The sequence below is a fragment of the Streptomyces sp. NPDC004327 genome (genome assembly GCF_042873935.1).
Lineage (GTDB): Bacteria > Actinomycetota > Actinomycetes > Streptomycetales > Streptomycetaceae > Streptomyces.
This window is the reverse complement of sequence record NZ_JBIAME010000005.1, coordinates 313,856-328,996: the sequence shown is the minus strand read 5'-3', so window position 1 is coordinate 328,996 and position 15,141 is coordinate 313,856. Positions and strand designations below refer to the sequence as shown.

Genomic DNA, 15,141 nt, shown 5'->3' with positions numbered 1-15,141 from the left:
GTCACTTCTCCGCTTCGGCCGCCGTGCCCTCCTCGCGCATCGCCCGGGTCTCGCTCTTGAGGATGCGCAGCGACTTGCCGAGCGAGCGGGCGGTGTCCGGGAGCTTCTTCGAACCGAACAGGAGGATGAACGCGAGCGCGACGAGGAGCAGATGCCACGGGGCCAGTGCGTTGTGGAGCACGTGAGCCACCTTTCCTGAGCTTGAGTGACGGCACCCCATGATAGTTCAATAGTTGCGCAAGCTTTGAAGTCGCGACGTGGGGGTGGAGGACATGACGGTCCAGGAGAGCGCGACTCTCGTCGGCGGTCCCGCGAGCGGCCTGCGGGTGACGGTGACCGGCCGGCCGCGCATGCTGATCGTGACCTACCCCTGCGCGGTCGACGCGACCGATACCGCGGTGCGGGTCGACGCCATGCACGTCTACCGGCTCGACCCGCACGCACCGGACGGACCGCCGCGCTACGGCTACGACCCGGCCAGTCCCTAGGGAGCGTCCTCGCGGCGGGACGCCCGCAGGCGGCGGCGCGCGAACCGCAGCGCCACCGCGTACAGCGCCAGGACGACCGCGAGCAGCACGTAGTACAGCGACGGCAGCGGAGCCATCGCAAGCACCGGGCCGAGCGGCGTCAGCGGCAGTACGAGGCCGGCCGCCGCGAGGGCGGCGGCCGCGCGGCGGACCGGGCCAGGGGCCGCGCCGTCGCCGCGCAGGCCGCGAAGCAGGACCATCACCAGCGCCTGGGCCAGCAGGTTCTCCGTGAACCACCCGGCGTGGAAGAGCTCCTGGGCCCGGTCCGACGACCAGGTGCTGAGGAAGAGCACGGCGAACGTGGCCACGTCCGCGACCGCGTTGAGGAGCCCGAAGCCGGCGATGAAGCGCAGGAAGCCGCGGTGCCGCAGCCGGACCGGGCGGCGGAGCACGGCCGGGTCCGGACGGTCGTAGGCGAAGGCGAGCTGCGCGGCGTCGAAGCACAGGTTCTGGACCAGGACCTGCGCCGGCAGCATCGGCAGGAACGGCAGCAGCAGCGCCGCCGCGAGCATCGCGGTGACGTTGCCGACGTTCGACGACAGGGTCGTGTGCAGGTACGTGGCGATGTTCGCGCCGCAGAACCGGCCCGCCGCCACCGCGTGGTCGACCGCCGCGAGGTCCTTCTCGGCGAGGACCACGTCCGCCGTCTCCCGTACGACGTCGACCGCGCCCCTCGGGCAGATGCCGACGTCCGCCGCGAGCAGCGCGGGCACGTCGTTGGCGCCGTCGCCGAGGAACCCGGTGACATGGCCCGCCGCGCGCAGGGCGTCGACGATGCGCGCCTTGTGCTCGGGCGCGCAGCGCGCGAAGACGGTCGTCCCGCGCACCGCCTCGGCGAGCGCGGCGTCGTCGAGCCGGTCGACGTCGTCGGCGGTGAGCACCCGGCCGGGATCGAGGCCCAGCTCGCGGCAGGTGTGGGCGGCGGTGCCCGGATGGTCGCCGGTCAGGATCCGCACCGCGACACCCCGCTCGGCGAGGCTGGCAAGCGCCTCGGCCGCGGTCGGGGCGAGCGCGTCGCGCAGCACGACGAAGCCGAGGAAGGCCAGGCCCCGCTCGTCGGCCGGCGTGTACTCGCGGCGGCGGGCCGGACGGTCGGCGAGGGCCACCGCGAGCAGCCGGGCACCCGTGTCCGCCTCCCGCGCGGCCACCGCGAGCAGCCGCGCCCGCTCGGCCCCGTCGAGCGCGCACCGTTCGAGCACCTGCTCCACGGCTCCCTTGACGACCAGGGTGTCCGTGCCGAGCCGGCCGGGCCGGCGGACGACGGCGGTCGCCAGGCGCCGGACCGGATCGAAGGGCAGCGCCGCCACGCCGTCGCTGTCGTCCTCGCCCGCGACCGCGTCGGCGGCGTCGAGGATCGCCTCGTCGAGGGCGTCGGGCGAGGGGAGCTCGGCGAGCTGGAGCGTCCACCAGGCATTGACGCCGGCCCAGCGCAGCACCTCGGGCGCGTCCCTGCCGTGCGCGTCGACGGCCCGCACGACGACCGGCCGGTCCTGGGTGAGCGTACCGGTCTTGTCCAGGCAGAGCGTGTCGACCGCGCCCAGGTCGTGCAGCGCGGGCAGCCGCTTCACGATCACCTTGTGGTCGCGGGCCAGCCGGGCGGCGCCCCGGGCCAGCACGGTCGTCACCACGACCGGCAGCATCTCAGGGGTGAGGCCGACCGCCACCGCCACGGCGAAGGGCAGCGTCTCCAGGCCGCGTCCGTGCAGCGCGGCACCGGCCATGAGCACGAGCGGCGGGGTGAGCAGCATGAAGCGGATCAGGGTCCAGGAGATCCCGTGCACCGCCTGCTCGAAGGCGCTGTCCCGGCGCCGCCCGGCCACCCGGCTCCGGTCCCGGCCCGGGCCCCGGCTCCGGTGCGCGGAGGCGAAGCGGGTGCGGGCGCCGGTGGCGACGACCACGGCGGTCGCGCTGCCGTACGCCACGCTGCTGCCGAGGAAACACAGATGCGGCCGGTCGAAGGGGTCCGGGCCCGTCCCGTCGGGCGCGTCGAGCGGATGCTTGGCGACCGGCGCCGACTCGCCGGTGAGCGCGGCCTCGTGGACCCGCAGACCACTGGCGCGCAGGAGCCGTACGTCGGCGGGCACCAGGTCGCCGGGGCCGAGCCGGACGACGTCGCCCGGCACCAGCTCCGTCGCCGGGATCTCCCGGGGCGGCGGCGCCGGCCCGTCGGGCGCCGGGCGGCGCAGCACGGTCGCGGTCGTGGCCACCGACTCGCGCAGTGCGGCCATCGCCTGGTCCGCGCGGTGCTCGCCGGTCGAGCGCAGCAGACAGCTCACCACGACGAGGGCGAGGATCACGCTGCCGGTGCCCCAGGCGGCGACCGCCGTGGATATCAGCCCCAGGCAGAGCAGCACCGCGGTGAACGGGTCGCGCAGCGCGCGCAGGAAGCGCCGCGGCCGGGACACCGGCCGCCCGGCCGGCAGCACGTTCTCCCCGTACCGGGCGAGCCGCCGCTCCGCCTCCTCGTGGGTCAGGCCGCGCGGTCCGCTGTCGAGCCGGCGCAGCAGCTGGAGCGCGGTGAGCGAGGTGAGCGCTTCGGGTGCCGGGGCCGGTGCCGACGTCTCAGGCACCGGTGCCATGGCGCCGTACCGGGGTGCGGGCGCTGAGCTGCCCCACCATCACCCGTACCACAGCCACCACGTCGGGATCGTCCAGGTAGTAGACCTGCCGCCGGCCCTCGCGCCGGGAGCCGACCAGGCCGGCCAGCTTCAGCTTGGTCAGGTGCTGGCTGACGGCCGGAAGGGCGCCGCCGACGCGCTCGGCGAGCCCCGTCACATCGCTCTCGCCCTGGGCCAGCACCCACACGATGTGCAGCCGCGCGGGGGAGGAGAGCAGTCCGAACGCGGCCGCGACCTCCGCGAGCATCTCGGCCGGAGGATCCGCGGATCCGTCGGCGAACCCGCCCGTGACTGCCGCCACCACTGCTGTCCCCTTCCGGCCCGATGCGAAGGTCCAAGTCTAGGCCCGGCCCGCCGGGGCCCGGCCCGCCGAAGGCTGCCGCCGGGCCACCGCCGCTGCTCGGCGACGGCGACGGCGAGGCGACCGCTACTGCTCGGCGAGGACGACGACGGCGTCGCGCGGGCCGAGGACCAGCGGGGCGGTCTTCGACGGGTTGAGGAAGATCCCGTACGTCGGCGGATCCTCGCTGTGCCGGGCGAGCCGGTAGCCGATCGCCGTCTCGCCCTCGCGCCGTGCCGCCTCGACGACCGTGGCGAAGTTGGCCTCCGCCCCGGGCACGACGTAGTCGGACGCGGGCTTGAGGTAGATCTCGGAGCCCTCCGGGTTGAACAGGTCGGTGAAGACGTTGTACAGGTCACGGTTCTCGGTCAGCTGGGTGAGCAGCAGACTGATCACCTTGGTGCTGACGATGAAGTCGTCGGCCTTGGTGACCTGGGCGACCTCGCGGTTGGCGTCGTCGTTCATCTCCGTGACGATCGAGTACGGGTCGCCGAGCGCGTCCTCGATGTCGCGCAGGTGGAGCAGGGTGACCAGCGTCCGGTCGTCGGCGGGTCCGGGGGCGACGGTGTCGTCGGAGAGCACGACGATGTGCCGGTAGCCGCCGAGGTCCAGGGCTTCGAGGGAGGACCGGCGGGTCGGCCGGCAGTGCTTGTAGCCCACCGTCAGGTGCGCCACCGGCTGGTCGAGCGCGGTCGCCGGGCGGCGCGGCGCCGCTATGTCGAGCGTCGAGCCCGGCTGCACGAAGCTGTCGAGCAGGGTGACGAGCTTGGCCGTGCGGGAGTTCTCGCCGATGAGCAGCGTGCGGTCGAGGGCGGGCGGCTGCGGGGGCGCCGAGGTGATCGCCGACTCGACGACGCGGGGGCGGGTCTTGGCCGGCCGTATCAGCAGGTCGTCCTCGGCGATCACGAGGATCTGGTCGCCGGGGCCGATGACGGTGTCCATCGGCGGATTGACCAGCACCTCGCCGCCGGCGCGGCGCAGCCCGGCCGGCGCGCCGATCTCGAAGGCGTGCAGCGCCTCCCCGTAGGTCGTGCCGACGAGGGCCGCCTCCTCGCGGAGGTAGAACTCGTTGCCCACGAAGCTGAGCAGCTCGTTGAAGACGCCGGACAGGCCGGTCTGCCGGTGCGCCTGCGCGATGAGGCGTACGGCGATGTCCTCGGCGTCGATGACCAGCGCGCCCTCGCCCGCGGCGAGCCGGGCCGCGGCGAGGTTCTCCGAGTCGTGCACGGCGGCCACGATGTGCGGGCGGGCGCCGCGCCACGTACGGCTGTGCAGGAGCAGCAGCACCTTGATGACGTCGACGTCCCGGTCGTGGCCCACGGACGGCAGCACCATGACGGCCTTGGCGGTGTCCGGGCCGACCAGTTCGAGGTCGGTCCGGACGAGCGGGTTGCCGGAGCGGCAGATCACCCGGGTGCGTCCGGTGTCCGGTATCCGCGCCCGGATCGCGTCCTCCATGGCGACCTTGTCGCGGTCGGCGAGGATCACCACGCACGAGCGGCGTTCGCTCTGGTTGGCCTCGACCAGCTCGGCCACCACGGTGAAGACCTGGTCCGACCAGCCGAGCACGATGGTGTGCCCGCGCTCTATCAGCCGCGAGCGGCCCTTGCGCAGCTCCGCGATCTTCTGGTTGAGGCCGGTGGTCAGCACACCGATGAGCGCGGAGACGATGAAGATGCCGCCGATCGTCACGGCCAGCATCAGGCCGAGGAAGACGGGGCCGCCGGTGTCGCCGCCCATGGTGCCGGGGTCGAGCGTGCGCAGCAGGCTCATCCAGGCGACGCCGAGCCAGCCGCCGTTGTCCTCGGCGTCGGTGTCCGTGAAGACCACGACCAGCGTGGAGACCAGCGTGATGAGCAGCAGCGAGGCCAGGGCCAGCCAGCTGATCAGCGCGGGCGTGCCGCGGTCCATCGTCCCGTCGAACCAGTACCGAAACCGGGTCCGAAGCCTGTCGCGCACCGCCGATCCCTCCCCCGTGCGTGCCGCCGTACCTCTCTTTGATCATTGTTCCACCCGGCTGTGACAGCGCGGCCCGCCGCTTCCGCGACGGCCTGGACCACGGGTCTCGGGGTTCAACGGAGTTCCCGGCACGCGGAGTTCCGGGCAGACGGACTCACGGACTCACGGACCCGCGGACCTGCGGGCTCACGGACCCGCGACCCGGGACCGGTCGTGGAACCAGGCGACCGTCCCCACGAGCACCGCGGCCGCCACCCCGTAGACGGGCAGCCACAGCGTCGTCGTGGCCGACAGGCACTCGGCGACGGCGGTACGTGCCTGGGTCCGCGCGGCGAAGGCGAGGGCCGCGCCGTCCCGCCCCGCCAGGCTTCCGAGGGCCGCCTGCGCCTGGAGCGCCTGGTACCGGCCGAGCAGTGCGCAGTCGTGGCGCGTGGCCGGCATCGGGAACAGCCACGAGGCGCGCTGGAGCAGCGGAGCGAGCGCGACCGCCACGCACAGGCCGACGACCAGGGCGTACGCGACGAGTCCGCGCAGGTACGGCGAGCGGAGGTCGGGCGACCACCGCGCCCGCCGCTGGAAGGCGAGCAGCACCGCCAGGAGCGTCACCCCGATGAACGTGGCGAACCACTGCCACGAGCCCTGGGCGAGCGCGAACGTCAGCACCGCGGCGAGCCCGATGCCGATGACTCCGGGGGCGGGAAGGGCCTCGTCCGCGGCTGTCCGGGGGCTGGGAACACTCACGGAACCCAGCATTCCGGTCGGGGTGCCGGAGGCGTGGACGCCATGCCGGGACGGCCGTGACTCTTGACAAAAAGTCATGCCCCTGACAGCAGTGGGGGCTGCACGGCACGACACGGCACGGCACCGCACGGCATTTCACAGACCCACAGGGGGGCGATCAGCGCATGACCAGGCCTGAGAGCGCGGGCACCGGAACGGGGCCCGACTACGACGTCGTCATCAGCGGAGCGAGTCTCGCAGGCAGCGCCGCCGCGATCCTGCTCGCGCGCCGCGGCGTCCGCGTCGCCCTGCTCGAACGCCGCTCGGACCCCGAGGCGTACAAGGTGCTGTGCACCCACTCCATCACCGCCAACGCCTACCCGGTCCTCGACGAACTCGGCCTCGTCCCCGCCCTGGAGAAGGCCGGAGCCGTCCGCAACGAGGCCCGCTGGTGGACCCGTTGGGGCTGGATCCACCCGAAGGCGGCGCAGGGCGGGGCCGAGCTGCCGTACGCGTACAACGTCCGGCGCAGCGTCCTCGACCCGATGATCCGGTCCCTCGCCGCGCGGACCCCGGGCGTCGAGCTGCTCCTCGGCCACCGGGTGACCGGACTGGTCCGGGAGGCCGGGCGGACCGTGGGAGTGCGCGCGGCGACCCCGGAGGGCGAGCGCGAGATCCGGGCCCGGCTGGTGGTCGGCGCCGACGGCAGGGACTCGGCTGTGGCGAAGTTCGCCGAGGTGCCCACGAAGACGCACGAGAACGCGCGCTTCGGCTATCTCGCGCACTTCCGCGACCTCCCGCTGCCCGGCGGGATCGGCCAGACCTGGTTCCTCGAACCCGACATGGCGTACGCCTTCCCGAACGACGACGGGGTGACCGTGCTCGCCGTGCTCCCCGGCAAGGAGCGGCTGCCGGCCTTCCGGGAGGACCTGGAGGGCAGCTTCCTCTCCTTCGTCCGCGCCCTGCCCGGGGCGCCGCCCGTCGACTCCGCCGAACGCGTCTCGAAGATCATCGGCACGGTCGACTACCCGCTCGTCACCCGCGAACCGACCGCGCCGGGCCTCGCCCTCGTCGGCGACGCGGCCCTGACCGGCGACCCGCTGTGGGGCGTGGGCTGCGGCTGGGCCCTGCAGTCCGCGCACTGGCTCGCCCAGGCGGTCGCCGCCGCCTCGACCGGCCGAGGCGACCTCGACGCCTCCCTCGCCGCCTACGCCCGCACCCACCGGCGCCGGCTGCGCGGCCACCAGACCGTGGCCGCCGGGTTCGCGGCCACGGCCCGCCCGTTCAACCCGGGCGAGCGGCTGATGTTCTCGGCCGCGGCCCGCGACGAGGCGATGGCCCGGCACATGTACCTGTTCGCCTCCCGCCTGATCGGCCCGATGCGCTTCCTGAACCCGGTGGCGCTCGCCAGGGCCGCGGCCGTCAACGTCCGGCACCGCGGGGAGGCGGTGTCACCGGCGCGGCCGTGAGCGGGCGCGGCCGGCGCCGGCGGCCAGACGGTCGAGGTGGCCCTGGACGAGCTTGGCGAGCGCCGGGCCGTGCTCGTAGCCGAGCGGGGCGAGGTCCGGGGGCAGCACATAGCCCTCGGGCATCCGCGCGTACGTCTGCTCCATGAGCCGGCGGTACGCGTCGGCGAGCAGGCCGGGCCAGTCGCCGGTCAGCGGCGGGCGCATGCGCGACTCGGCCGCGAGCGCGGCGTGGTGGGCCGCGGCCTCCTCGATCGCCTCGGCGGCCGTCCAGTCGGCGATCGGCGCCCGGTCCGGCCGCCACGGCGCCAGCCGGCGGCTCGGCGGGCCGCCCAGGACCTCGGCCGCCAGTTCCCGGGCGATCAGCGGCGAGGCGTGCAGCCCGTCCCGGTGGGTGCCGGTGGCCACCCACAGGCCGGGGCGCCCGGCGTTCCCGAGCAACGGGTGCCCGTCGAGGCCGACCGGCCGGTTGCCGTGGTGGATCCGGGTGACCCGGGCGCCGGCCAGGCCGTGGTGCAGCTGGCCGAGACCGGCGTCGAGGAGGAAGCGCAGCGCCCCGGCGGTGGGCGCGTCGCCGGGGCGCAGCGCGGGCGCGGCGGAGGCGCCGACGTACCAGGTGCCGTCGGCCTGCGGCACGGCGTGCAGCCCGCACGCGTAGGCGCGGTTGGGCGTGCGCAGCACCACGGGCGGAACCGGGCCGCCGGGGCGGAGGGACACGGCCGTGCCCTCGGCGGCCACCACCGGCAGCACGGGCAGCTCCGGATCGATCCCGTCGAGCAGCCCGCCCGTCCACGCCCCGGCCGCCACGACCACCCGCCCCGCCCTGAACCTCTCGCCACGGGTGACCAGTTCGTACGCCTCGCCGTCGGCCCGCAGCCGGCCGGACCCGACCCGGCGCACGTCCGGCAGCGCCCCCAGCGCCGCGTCCAGGGTCTCCAGCCAGCGCCGCGCGTCCAGGAACCGCTCGTGCGGCAGGAACACCGCGCCGAGCGCCCGGTCGTTGTCCAGCGGCCGGTACCCGGGCACATCGGCGGGGGAGACGTCCTCGACGGGCAGCCCGTGCCGCGCCCCGGCGGCGCGCACGGCCCGCAGCGCCGACTCGTCCAGCGGCCCCGACACCGCGTTGAGCAGCAGATACGTTCCGGCCCCGTAGCCGTCCGGCCGCGCCGCGGCCCCGGCCCGCTCCCGTACGGCCGCGCGCCACGCCGGCCAGTGCGCCGCCGCCTGAACGGCCATGTCGAGCCGTAACGCCCCGTGCCGCGTCCGCACTCCGGCCGCCGTCACCTCGCCGAGCACCCCGAGCATCGCCCCGGCCGCCCGCGAAGCGCCCGGGCCCCGCCGCCCCGACAGCACGACCCGGGTGCCGGGAGCGGCCGACGCGACGGCGTACGCGACCGACTGCCCGAGCACGCCCGCACCTACGACCAGCACGTCCACGTCCGTCACGTCCGTCACGCTGCCCCCTCCCGTACGCACCGGCTCACAGGCTTCCCCCGGCACGCCGGGTCACACGCCCCGCCGCGTTGAGCCGGGACAGCCGCCGGTGTTCGCGGTCGGCCCAGCGGCGGACCCGGTCGGGCTCCAGCGGGGTGCCGTGGCCGACGTGGAGTCTCGTCGGGCCCAGGGCGAGCATCGTGCGCAGGCTGGCGAGGTTGCGCAGCGGGTCGTCGTGGAAGGGCGGGTTGGCGGGCCGGCCGCGGACGAGACCGAAGAAGGAGTTGGCGATCAGGTCGCCGGCGACGAGGTCGCCCCCGTCGGTGAGGACGGAGACCGATCCGGCGGTGTGGCCGGGGGTGGGCATGATGCGCGCCGCGATCCCGAAGTCCGTCAGGTCGGTCTCGCCGGTCACGAGCACGTCCGGTTCGAACGGTTCGGCCCGGACGTGCAGCTCCTTGTTCCCGGCCATGAGACGGCCCATCGGGCCGGTGGGCAGATAGGGCTCGCGGACCCGGCCGGTCCGGTACGGGCCGAGGTCGGCGACGTGTCCCGCCACGGGCGCCCCGGTCAGGCGGTGCAGCTCGGCGGCGGAGCCGAAGTGGTCGATGTGGCCGTGCGTGACGACGATCAGCGACACGTCGGCCGGGTCCACACCGTGCGCGGCGATCTGCTCGACGATCCTCCGGCCGCTGCCGGGCGTTCCCGCGTCGACGAGGACGGGCCGGCGGCCGAGCAGCAGATGGGCGTTGATGTGGTGCCGGCCCAGGACCGGGATGGGGACGACCTTGGTCGGGAACACGGTGCTCTCCTCGGGCATGGCTGACTTCCGCCGCGCGGTGGTCCACGGGCGGTCGGTGTGAGCAGGGAGGTGCGAGGTGCGACGGGGCTCAGCGGAAGCGGCGGCGGTACTGGGCGGGGGTGGTCCCGAGACGGCGCCGGAAGCAGCGGTGCAGGCTCTCCACGGAACCGAGGCCGCTGAGCGCGGCGATCTCGGGCAGGCCGTGCGCACTGTCCTGGAGCAGCCGGCGGGCGGCCTCCAGCCGCGCGGACTCGACGTACGCGGCCGGTGTGGTGCCGGTGCGCTCGCGGAACAGCCGGGAGAAGTGGCGCACGCTCAGATGCAGCCGTGCGGCCAAGGCCTCGGCGGACAGATCGTCGGCGAGGTGCTCGCCGATCCACACGCGCAGCTCGTCCACCGGGTCGCCGGGTGTGGCCGGCAGCGCGAGCGGGACGCTGAACTGGCTCTGCCCGCCCGCGCGCTTGACGTACATGACCATGGTCCGGGCGGTGGCGAGTGCGAGTTCGGGCCCGTGGTCCTCGGTGACCATGGCCAGTGCCATGTCCATCCCGGAGGCGATGCCGGCGCAGGTCCACAGCCGGCCCTCCCGGATGAAGATCGGGTCCGGATCGACGGTGACGAGCGGGTGGTCGGCGGCCAGCCGCGCGGCCGTCCGCCAGTGCGTCGTGGCGCAGCGGCCGTCCAGCAGGCCCGCCGCGGCCAGCAGGTGCGCGCCCGAGCAGACGGACCCGAGCCGGTGGCTCCCGGGTCCCGCCGCGCGCAGCCAGTCGACGATCTCGCCGTCGAGCGCCGGCTCGACCTCCTGGTCGCGCACGTGGACGGCACCCGAGACGAGCAGGGTGTCCACGTCGCCGTCCACCTGGTCCAGCCTCAGGTCGGCCATCAGCCGGATCCCGCTGGACGTGGTCACCGGCTCGCCCCGGGCCGTCGCGACACGGACGGTGTAGCCGGGCCGGCCGGCGCCGGCGACGCGCGTGGCGACGGAGAACACCTCGGCCGGACCGGTGACGTTGAGGATCTCGACGCCGGGGAAGGCGGCGACGACGACGCGGTGCGGGGGGAGCATGCGCCGATCATTTCGCCCGGCACCCAGGGCCGCAATGACCATGTTCTGTCAGATCCGGCCATGGCCGGCAGCGCCACCGCCGGCGCGTCCCCGTACCCCGCCGGCGCGTCCCCGCACCCCGCCGAGCCGGACCGGTCGCGCCCGGTACGGCAGCGCGGCCCCGCAACGGCGGCAGGGCCCGGACCGTGTGTCGCGGTCCGGGCCCTGCCCGTGGGGTGCCGCCCCGTGGCGGCGGTGCGTCAGCTCTGTGCGGTGTCGTCGCCCGCCTGCGCGGCGTCCTCGGCCGCGCGGAACTTCTCGCGCATCTTGCGCACCAGCTCCGCCTTCTGGTCGGCGGCACCCTGGCGGTCGAGGTTGCGGTGCGGCCCGTTGTTCTGCCGTTCGGCGCGGGACTGCCGCTTGCGCTGGCCGCCGCCCTGGCCCACGGGGTTGTTGATGTTCTTGCTGTCGGTCACGGGTTCTCCCGGTGGTGAGGTGCGAAGTGATCTACGGATTCATCGGTGGGGGACGGGCGCGGCGACGGCCAGGGGCGTCGGCGGGAGCCCGTCACGCTCTCACTCGTAAATCGGTGTCTGGAAGAACATGACAAGGACGTTACCCGGTTCCGACGGCCCCGCGCGCCAGGATTCTCGCCGCCCGCCGCCGCGACCTCGGCGTTCGCGCCCGTGACACCGCGCCCTCCCGCCCCCGGCCGGGTTGTGCGCTGTCGTGCCAACCCCTGGGCGCGGGAGGTCAAAGCGGCCGGTGGAAGCGCTCTTAGCGTGAAGACGTGCCGAGCCGCCGACGACGTGGCGGGCACGTCATTCATGGCTTCGAAAGGACCCCTCGTGTTCGACATCGACAAGGTGCAGGCCGCTCCGAGCAAGGACCTGCTCACCCCCGACAACTCGGTCATGCTCTTCGTGGACCACCAGCCGCAGATGTTCTTCGGCACCGGCAGCGGCGACCGTGCCGCGATCATCAACAGCACCGTGGGCCTCGCCAAGGCGGCCAAGGCCTTCGACGTGCCGGCCGTCCTGACCACGGTCGCCGCCGAGTCCTTCTCCGGTCCCCTGCTGCCGCAGCTCGCCGAGGTGTTCCCGAAGAACGAGATCATCGACCGCACCACCATGAACGCCTGGGAGGACGAGGCGCTCGTCGCGGCGGTCAAGGCGACCGGCCGCAAGAAGATCATCCTGTCGGGTCTGTGGACCGAGGTCTGCCTGGTGCTGCCCGCCCTCTCGGCGCTCGAGCAGGGCTACGAGGTGTACGTCGTGACCGACGCCTCCGGTGGCGTCAGCCCGGCCGCCCACGAGCACGCCCTGCAGCGGATGATCGCCGCCGGCGCCGTCCCGGTCACCTGGGTCCAGGTCCTCCTGGAGCTGCAGCGCGACTGGGCGCGTCAGGAGACGTACGGCGACGTCATGGAGATCGTCAAGGCCCACGCGGGCGCGTACGGCCTCGGCGTCGTGTACGCGCAGACGGTCATCGGCGCGCACGCGGCCGGCTGACCCCGGTGGACACCGGCATTCTGATCCTGCGTCTGCTGGTGGGACTGCTCGTCGCCGGCCACGGTGTGCAGAAGATCAGCTCGCACCTGGGCGGCAGGGGACTCGAGGGCGGTACCGAGGAGTTCCGCTCCGACGGCTTCCGCGGCGGCGCCCTCACCGCCCTGGCGGCGGGCGGCGGCCAGATCGGATCGGGCCTGCTGCTCGCCGCCGGCCTCCTCACCCCGCTCGCCGCGACCGGCGCCATCGGGGTGATGACGGTCGCGCTCACCGTGAAGTGGCGCCATGGCCTCTGGGTGCAGAACGACGGGTACGAGTACCCGCTCGTCCTCATCGGCACCGCCGCCGCCCTCGCCGCCACCGGCCCCGGCGCCTGGTCCCTCGACGCGGTCCTCGGCCTCACGCCGTACCCGCTGTGGTGGGCCGCGCTCGCGCTCGTGGCCGGCCTCGGCAGCGGACTCCTCACCCGGCTCGTCCTGCACCGGCCCCCGGCCCCGGCGACCGCCGAGGGCTGACCGCCGACCGGCGTGCCATGACCGGCGAGCGCTGACCGGCACCGCCGAGCGCCCGGCGCGAGCCGCACAGACCGGGTCCGGCCGCCCGCGTACCCCCGACCGGGCGGCCGGGCCCTTCCCGTCCCCTTCCCCGTCCCCTTCCCGTCCCCTTCCCCTCAGGAGCACTCGATGGACACCCTCACGACGACCCCGCACGGCGGCGGTCAGCCGCTGCTGCACCAGAAGGGCGCCGAGACCCAGGCGTTCGGCACGCTCAAGCAGCTGCCGATCGGCCTCGGCCACGACACCCGCATGTACGCCTGCCAGCGGCTCAACCACGTCCTCGCCGACACGCAGATCCTCCACTCCCTCTACAAGAAGCACCACTGGCTCATGCGCGGGGCGACCTTCTACTCGCTCCACCTGATGCTGGACAAGCACGCGGAGGCCCAGCTGGCCATCGTGGACGCGCTGGCCGAGCGCGTGCAGAGCCTCGGCGGCGTCGCCGTCGGGGACCCGCGCCACGTCGCGGAGCTGACGTCGATCCCCCGGCCGCCGGACGGCGTCGAGCCGGTGCCGGTCATGCTGTCGCGGCTCCTCGACGCGCACGAGCGGATCCTGATCGACGCCCGGGACGCCGCCGCCCGGCTCTCCGGCGAGGGCGACGAGGGCAGCGCCGACCTGCTCGTCTCCGAGGTCGTCCGGACCGGCGAGGCGCAGGTGTGGTTCCTCGCCGAGCACCTCGTGGACACCCCTCTGGTGCGCGGCTGATGGACGCGTACGACGTCGTCGTGGCCGGCGGCGGGCCGGCCGGCGAGGTCGTCGCCGCCCGGGCCGCCCGGGCGGGGCTGACCGCCGTCGTCGTCGAGGCCGAGGCGGTCGGCGGCGAGTGCTCCTACCGTGCCTGCGTGCCGAGCAAGGCCCTGCTGCGGCCCGGCGCCGCCCGGGCGGAGGCCCGCTCGGTCGACGGGGCCCGGCAGTCGGTCACGGCGGCCCTCGACCCCGCGCGCGTGCTGGCCCGCCGCGACCGCTTCACCGGGCGCGGCGACGACACCGGCCAGGCCGAATGGCTCGACGGTGCGGGCATCGCGCTCGTACGCGGGCACGGCAGGCTCGCCGGTGAGCGCCGGGTGGAGGTGACCCGGGCCGACGGCACGGTCGTCGTCCTGCGGGCCCGGCGCGCGGTCGTGGTCTGCACCGGCACGGAACCCGCCCTTCCGCCGGTCGCGGGAATCGACGGGATCGGCGTGTGGACCAGCCGGCAGGCCACCACCGCCGACGCGGTGCCCGAGCGGCTCGTCGTCATCGGCGGGGGAGTGGTGGCCTGCGAGATGGCCACCGCGTGGCGCTCGCTCGGCTCCGCCGTCACCCTGCTCGTCCGCGACCAGGCCCTGCTGACCGGCTGGGAGCCTTGTGCCGGCGAGGAGGTCACCCGGGGGCTCGGCGATCTGGGCGTCACGATCCGCTTCGGGGTGTCGGCCGTGCGGGTCGCCCGTGACGAGGCCACCCGCACGGTGACCGTGGACACCGACGACGGCGCCACCCTCGTGTGCGACGAGCTTCTCGTCGCCGTCGGCCGGCGCCCGCGCACCGCCGACCTCGGCCTGGACTCCGTCGGACTCCCGGCCGGCGACTGGCTCCAGGTCGACGACACCTGCCGCGTCACGGCGGTCGGCGGCGACTGGCTCTACGCCGTCGGCGACGTGAACCACCGTGCGCCGCTGACCCACATGGCCAAGTACCAGGCCCGCGCCTGCGCCGCCGCGATCGCCGAGCGGGCCGCGGGCCGGCCCGCCGGCACCGGCGACTGGCCGGCGTGGAGCGCCCGGGCCGACCGCGCCGCCGTCCCCCAGGCCGTCTTCACCCGCCCCGAGGTCGCGAGCGTCGGTCTCACCGAGCGCGCGGCACGCGAGGCGGGCCTCGCGGTACGCGCCGTCGAGTACCGCGTCGACGACGTCGCCGGCGCAGCGCTCCACGCGGACGACTACCGCGGCCTCGCCAAGCTCGTCGTCGACGAGACCCGGGGAGTCGTCGTCGGCTGCACGCTCACCGGCCCGATGGCGACCGAACTCATCCACACGGCCACCGTGGCGATCGTGGGCGAGGTACCCGTCGAGCGCCTGTGGCACGCCGTACCCGCCTTCCCGACGGTGAGCGAGGTCTGGCTCCGGCTCCTGGAGGCGTACGGCCTCTGAGACCGGGCCGGCCACTTCCCGGCCCGGCCCGCC

Annotated in this window: 14 protein-coding genes and 1 pseudogene; 6 read left to right on the top strand and 9 right to left on the bottom strand. The window is 74.7% G+C overall.

The window, feature by feature from the left end; translation table 11 throughout:
* Positions 1–13 precede the first annotated feature (13 nt).
* Positions 14–181, bottom strand: a pseudogene (gene tatA / locus ACFYU9_RS19240) (Sec-independent protein translocase subunit TatA); the annotation flags it as partial.
* Positions 182–272: 91 nt separating this feature from the next.
* Between tatA and ACFYU9_RS19235 the strand changes: the two are divergent.
* On the top strand, positions 273–488 hold the full coding sequence (locus ACFYU9_RS19235; protein ID WP_389345472.1) for a hypothetical protein: 216 nt from the start codon (positions 273–275) through the stop codon (positions 486–488).
* On the opposite strand, the gene mgtA is transcribed toward ACFYU9_RS19235, so the two are convergent.
* The 4 genes from mgtA to ACFYU9_RS19215 form a co-directional block, all read right to left on the bottom strand.
* On the bottom strand, positions 485–3,106 hold the full coding sequence (gene mgtA, locus ACFYU9_RS19230) for a magnesium-translocating P-type ATPase (RefSeq protein WP_389345471.1): 2,622 nt from the start codon (positions 3,104–3,106) through the stop codon (positions 485–487). The two genes, ACFYU9_RS19235 and mgtA, sit on opposite strands and share 4 nt — an antisense overlap.
* Positions 3,090–3,392 (bottom strand): ArsR/SmtB family transcription factor, encoded by a 303-nt coding sequence (locus ACFYU9_RS19225; RefSeq protein WP_389208050.1) that lies wholly within the window; start codon positions 3,390–3,392, stop codon positions 3,090–3,092. The genes mgtA and ACFYU9_RS19225 overlap by 17 nt, the downstream gene beginning before the upstream one ends.
* 180 nt (positions 3,393–3,572) lie before the next feature.
* A complete protein-coding gene (locus ACFYU9_RS19220; RefSeq protein ID WP_389345470.1) occupies positions 3,573–5,444 on the bottom strand; it encodes a potassium transporter TrkA in 1,872 nt (623 codons plus the stop codon).
* 186 nt (positions 5,445–5,630) lie between these two features.
* Entirely contained in the window at positions 5,631–6,185 is a 555-nt protein-coding gene (locus tag ACFYU9_RS19215; protein WP_389207316.1) for a hypothetical protein, read from the bottom strand.
* 164 nt (positions 6,186–6,349) lie between these two features.
* Here ACFYU9_RS19215 and ACFYU9_RS19210 point away from each other — a divergent pair, with 164 nt between their 5' ends.
* Positions 6,350–7,633, top strand: a complete 1,284-nt coding sequence (locus ACFYU9_RS19210) for an NAD(P)/FAD-dependent oxidoreductase (RefSeq protein WP_389345469.1) — start codon at positions 6,350–6,352, stop codon at positions 7,631–7,633.
* On the opposite strand, the gene ACFYU9_RS19205 is transcribed toward ACFYU9_RS19210, so the two are convergent.
* The 4 genes from ACFYU9_RS19205 to ACFYU9_RS19190 all read right to left on the bottom strand — a co-directional run bounded on the left by ACFYU9_RS19205 (position 7,616) and on the right by ACFYU9_RS19190 (position 11,387).
* Positions 7,616–9,085: an NAD(P)/FAD-dependent oxidoreductase gene (locus tag ACFYU9_RS19205; RefSeq protein ID WP_389345468.1), complete on the bottom strand. Its 1,470-nt coding sequence runs from the start codon at positions 9,083–9,085 to the stop codon at positions 7,616–7,618. The genes ACFYU9_RS19210 and ACFYU9_RS19205 overlap by 18 nt on opposite strands.
* 25 nt (positions 9,086–9,110) lie before the next feature.
* Positions 9,111–9,884, bottom strand: a complete 774-nt coding sequence (locus tag ACFYU9_RS19200) for an MBL fold metallo-hydrolase (RefSeq protein WP_389345467.1) — start codon at positions 9,882–9,884, stop codon at positions 9,111–9,113.
* Positions 9,885–9,954: 70 nt separating this feature from the next.
* On the bottom strand, positions 9,955–10,932 hold the full coding sequence (locus tag ACFYU9_RS19195; protein WP_389207309.1) for a GlxA family transcriptional regulator: 978 nt from the start codon (positions 10,930–10,932) through the stop codon (positions 9,955–9,957).
* A gap of 239 nt (positions 10,933–11,171) precedes the next feature.
* Positions 11,172–11,387, bottom strand: coding sequence for a DUF6243 family protein (locus ACFYU9_RS19190; RefSeq protein WP_389207307.1), 216 nt, complete (start codon positions 11,385–11,387; stop codon positions 11,172–11,174).
* A gap of 372 nt (positions 11,388–11,759) precedes the next feature.
* Between ACFYU9_RS19190 and ACFYU9_RS19185 the strand changes: the two genes are divergently transcribed.
* From ACFYU9_RS19185 to ACFYU9_RS19170, 4 genes are all read left to right on the top strand, one after another.
* Positions 11,760–12,422, top strand: coding sequence for a hydrolase (locus ACFYU9_RS19185; RefSeq protein ID WP_389207306.1), 663 nt, complete (start codon positions 11,760–11,762; stop codon positions 12,420–12,422).
* Between the two features lie 5 nt (positions 12,423–12,427).
* On the top strand, positions 12,428–12,934 hold the full coding sequence (locus tag ACFYU9_RS19180) for a DoxX family membrane protein (RefSeq protein ID WP_389345466.1): 507 nt from the start codon (positions 12,428–12,430) through the stop codon (positions 12,932–12,934).
* A 168-nt stretch (positions 12,935–13,102) separates the two neighbouring features.
* On the top strand, positions 13,103–13,684 hold the full coding sequence (locus ACFYU9_RS19175) for a Dps family protein (RefSeq protein WP_389345465.1): 582 nt from the start codon (positions 13,103–13,105) through the stop codon (positions 13,682–13,684).
* Positions 13,684–15,108 (top strand): dihydrolipoyl dehydrogenase family protein, encoded by a 1,425-nt coding sequence (locus ACFYU9_RS19170; protein ID WP_389345464.1) that lies wholly within the window; start codon positions 13,684–13,686, stop codon positions 15,106–15,108. Before ACFYU9_RS19175 ends, ACFYU9_RS19170 begins: the two co-directional genes overlap by 1 nt.
* The last annotated feature ends 33 nt before the right edge of the window (positions 15,109–15,141 follow it).

What these genes read in the sequence shown, in the direction of transcription:
- mgtA (WP_389345471.1), bottom strand. Translation starts at nt 3,106, where the DNA reads ATGGCACCGGTGCCTGAGACGTCGGCACCGGCCCCGGCACCCGAAGCG.
- ACFYU9_RS19175 (WP_389345465.1), top strand. Translation starts at nt 13,103, where the DNA reads ATGGACACCCTCACGACGACCCCGCACGGCGGCGGTCAGCCGCTGCTG.
- ACFYU9_RS19200 (WP_389345467.1), bottom strand. Translation starts at nt 9,884, where the DNA reads ATGCCCGAGGAGAGCACCGTGTTCCCGACCAAGGTCGTCCCCATCCCG.
- ACFYU9_RS19170 (WP_389345464.1), top strand. Translation starts at nt 13,684, where the DNA reads ATGGACGCGTACGACGTCGTCGTGGCCGGCGGCGGGCCGGCCGGCGAG.
- ACFYU9_RS19235 (WP_389345472.1), top strand. Translation starts at nt 273, where the DNA reads ATGACGGTCCAGGAGAGCGCGACTCTCGTCGGCGGTCCCGCGAGCGGC.
- ACFYU9_RS19210 (WP_389345469.1), top strand. Translation starts at nt 6,350, where the DNA reads ATGACCAGGCCTGAGAGCGCGGGCACCGGAACGGGGCCCGACTACGAC.
- ACFYU9_RS19195 (WP_389207309.1), bottom strand. Translation starts at nt 10,932, where the DNA reads ATGCTCCCCCCGCACCGCGTCGTCGTCGCCGCCTTCCCCGGCGTCGAG.
- ACFYU9_RS19225 (WP_389208050.1), bottom strand. Translation starts at nt 3,392, where the DNA reads ATGCTCGCGGAGGTCGCGGCCGCGTTCGGACTGCTCTCCTCCCCCGCG.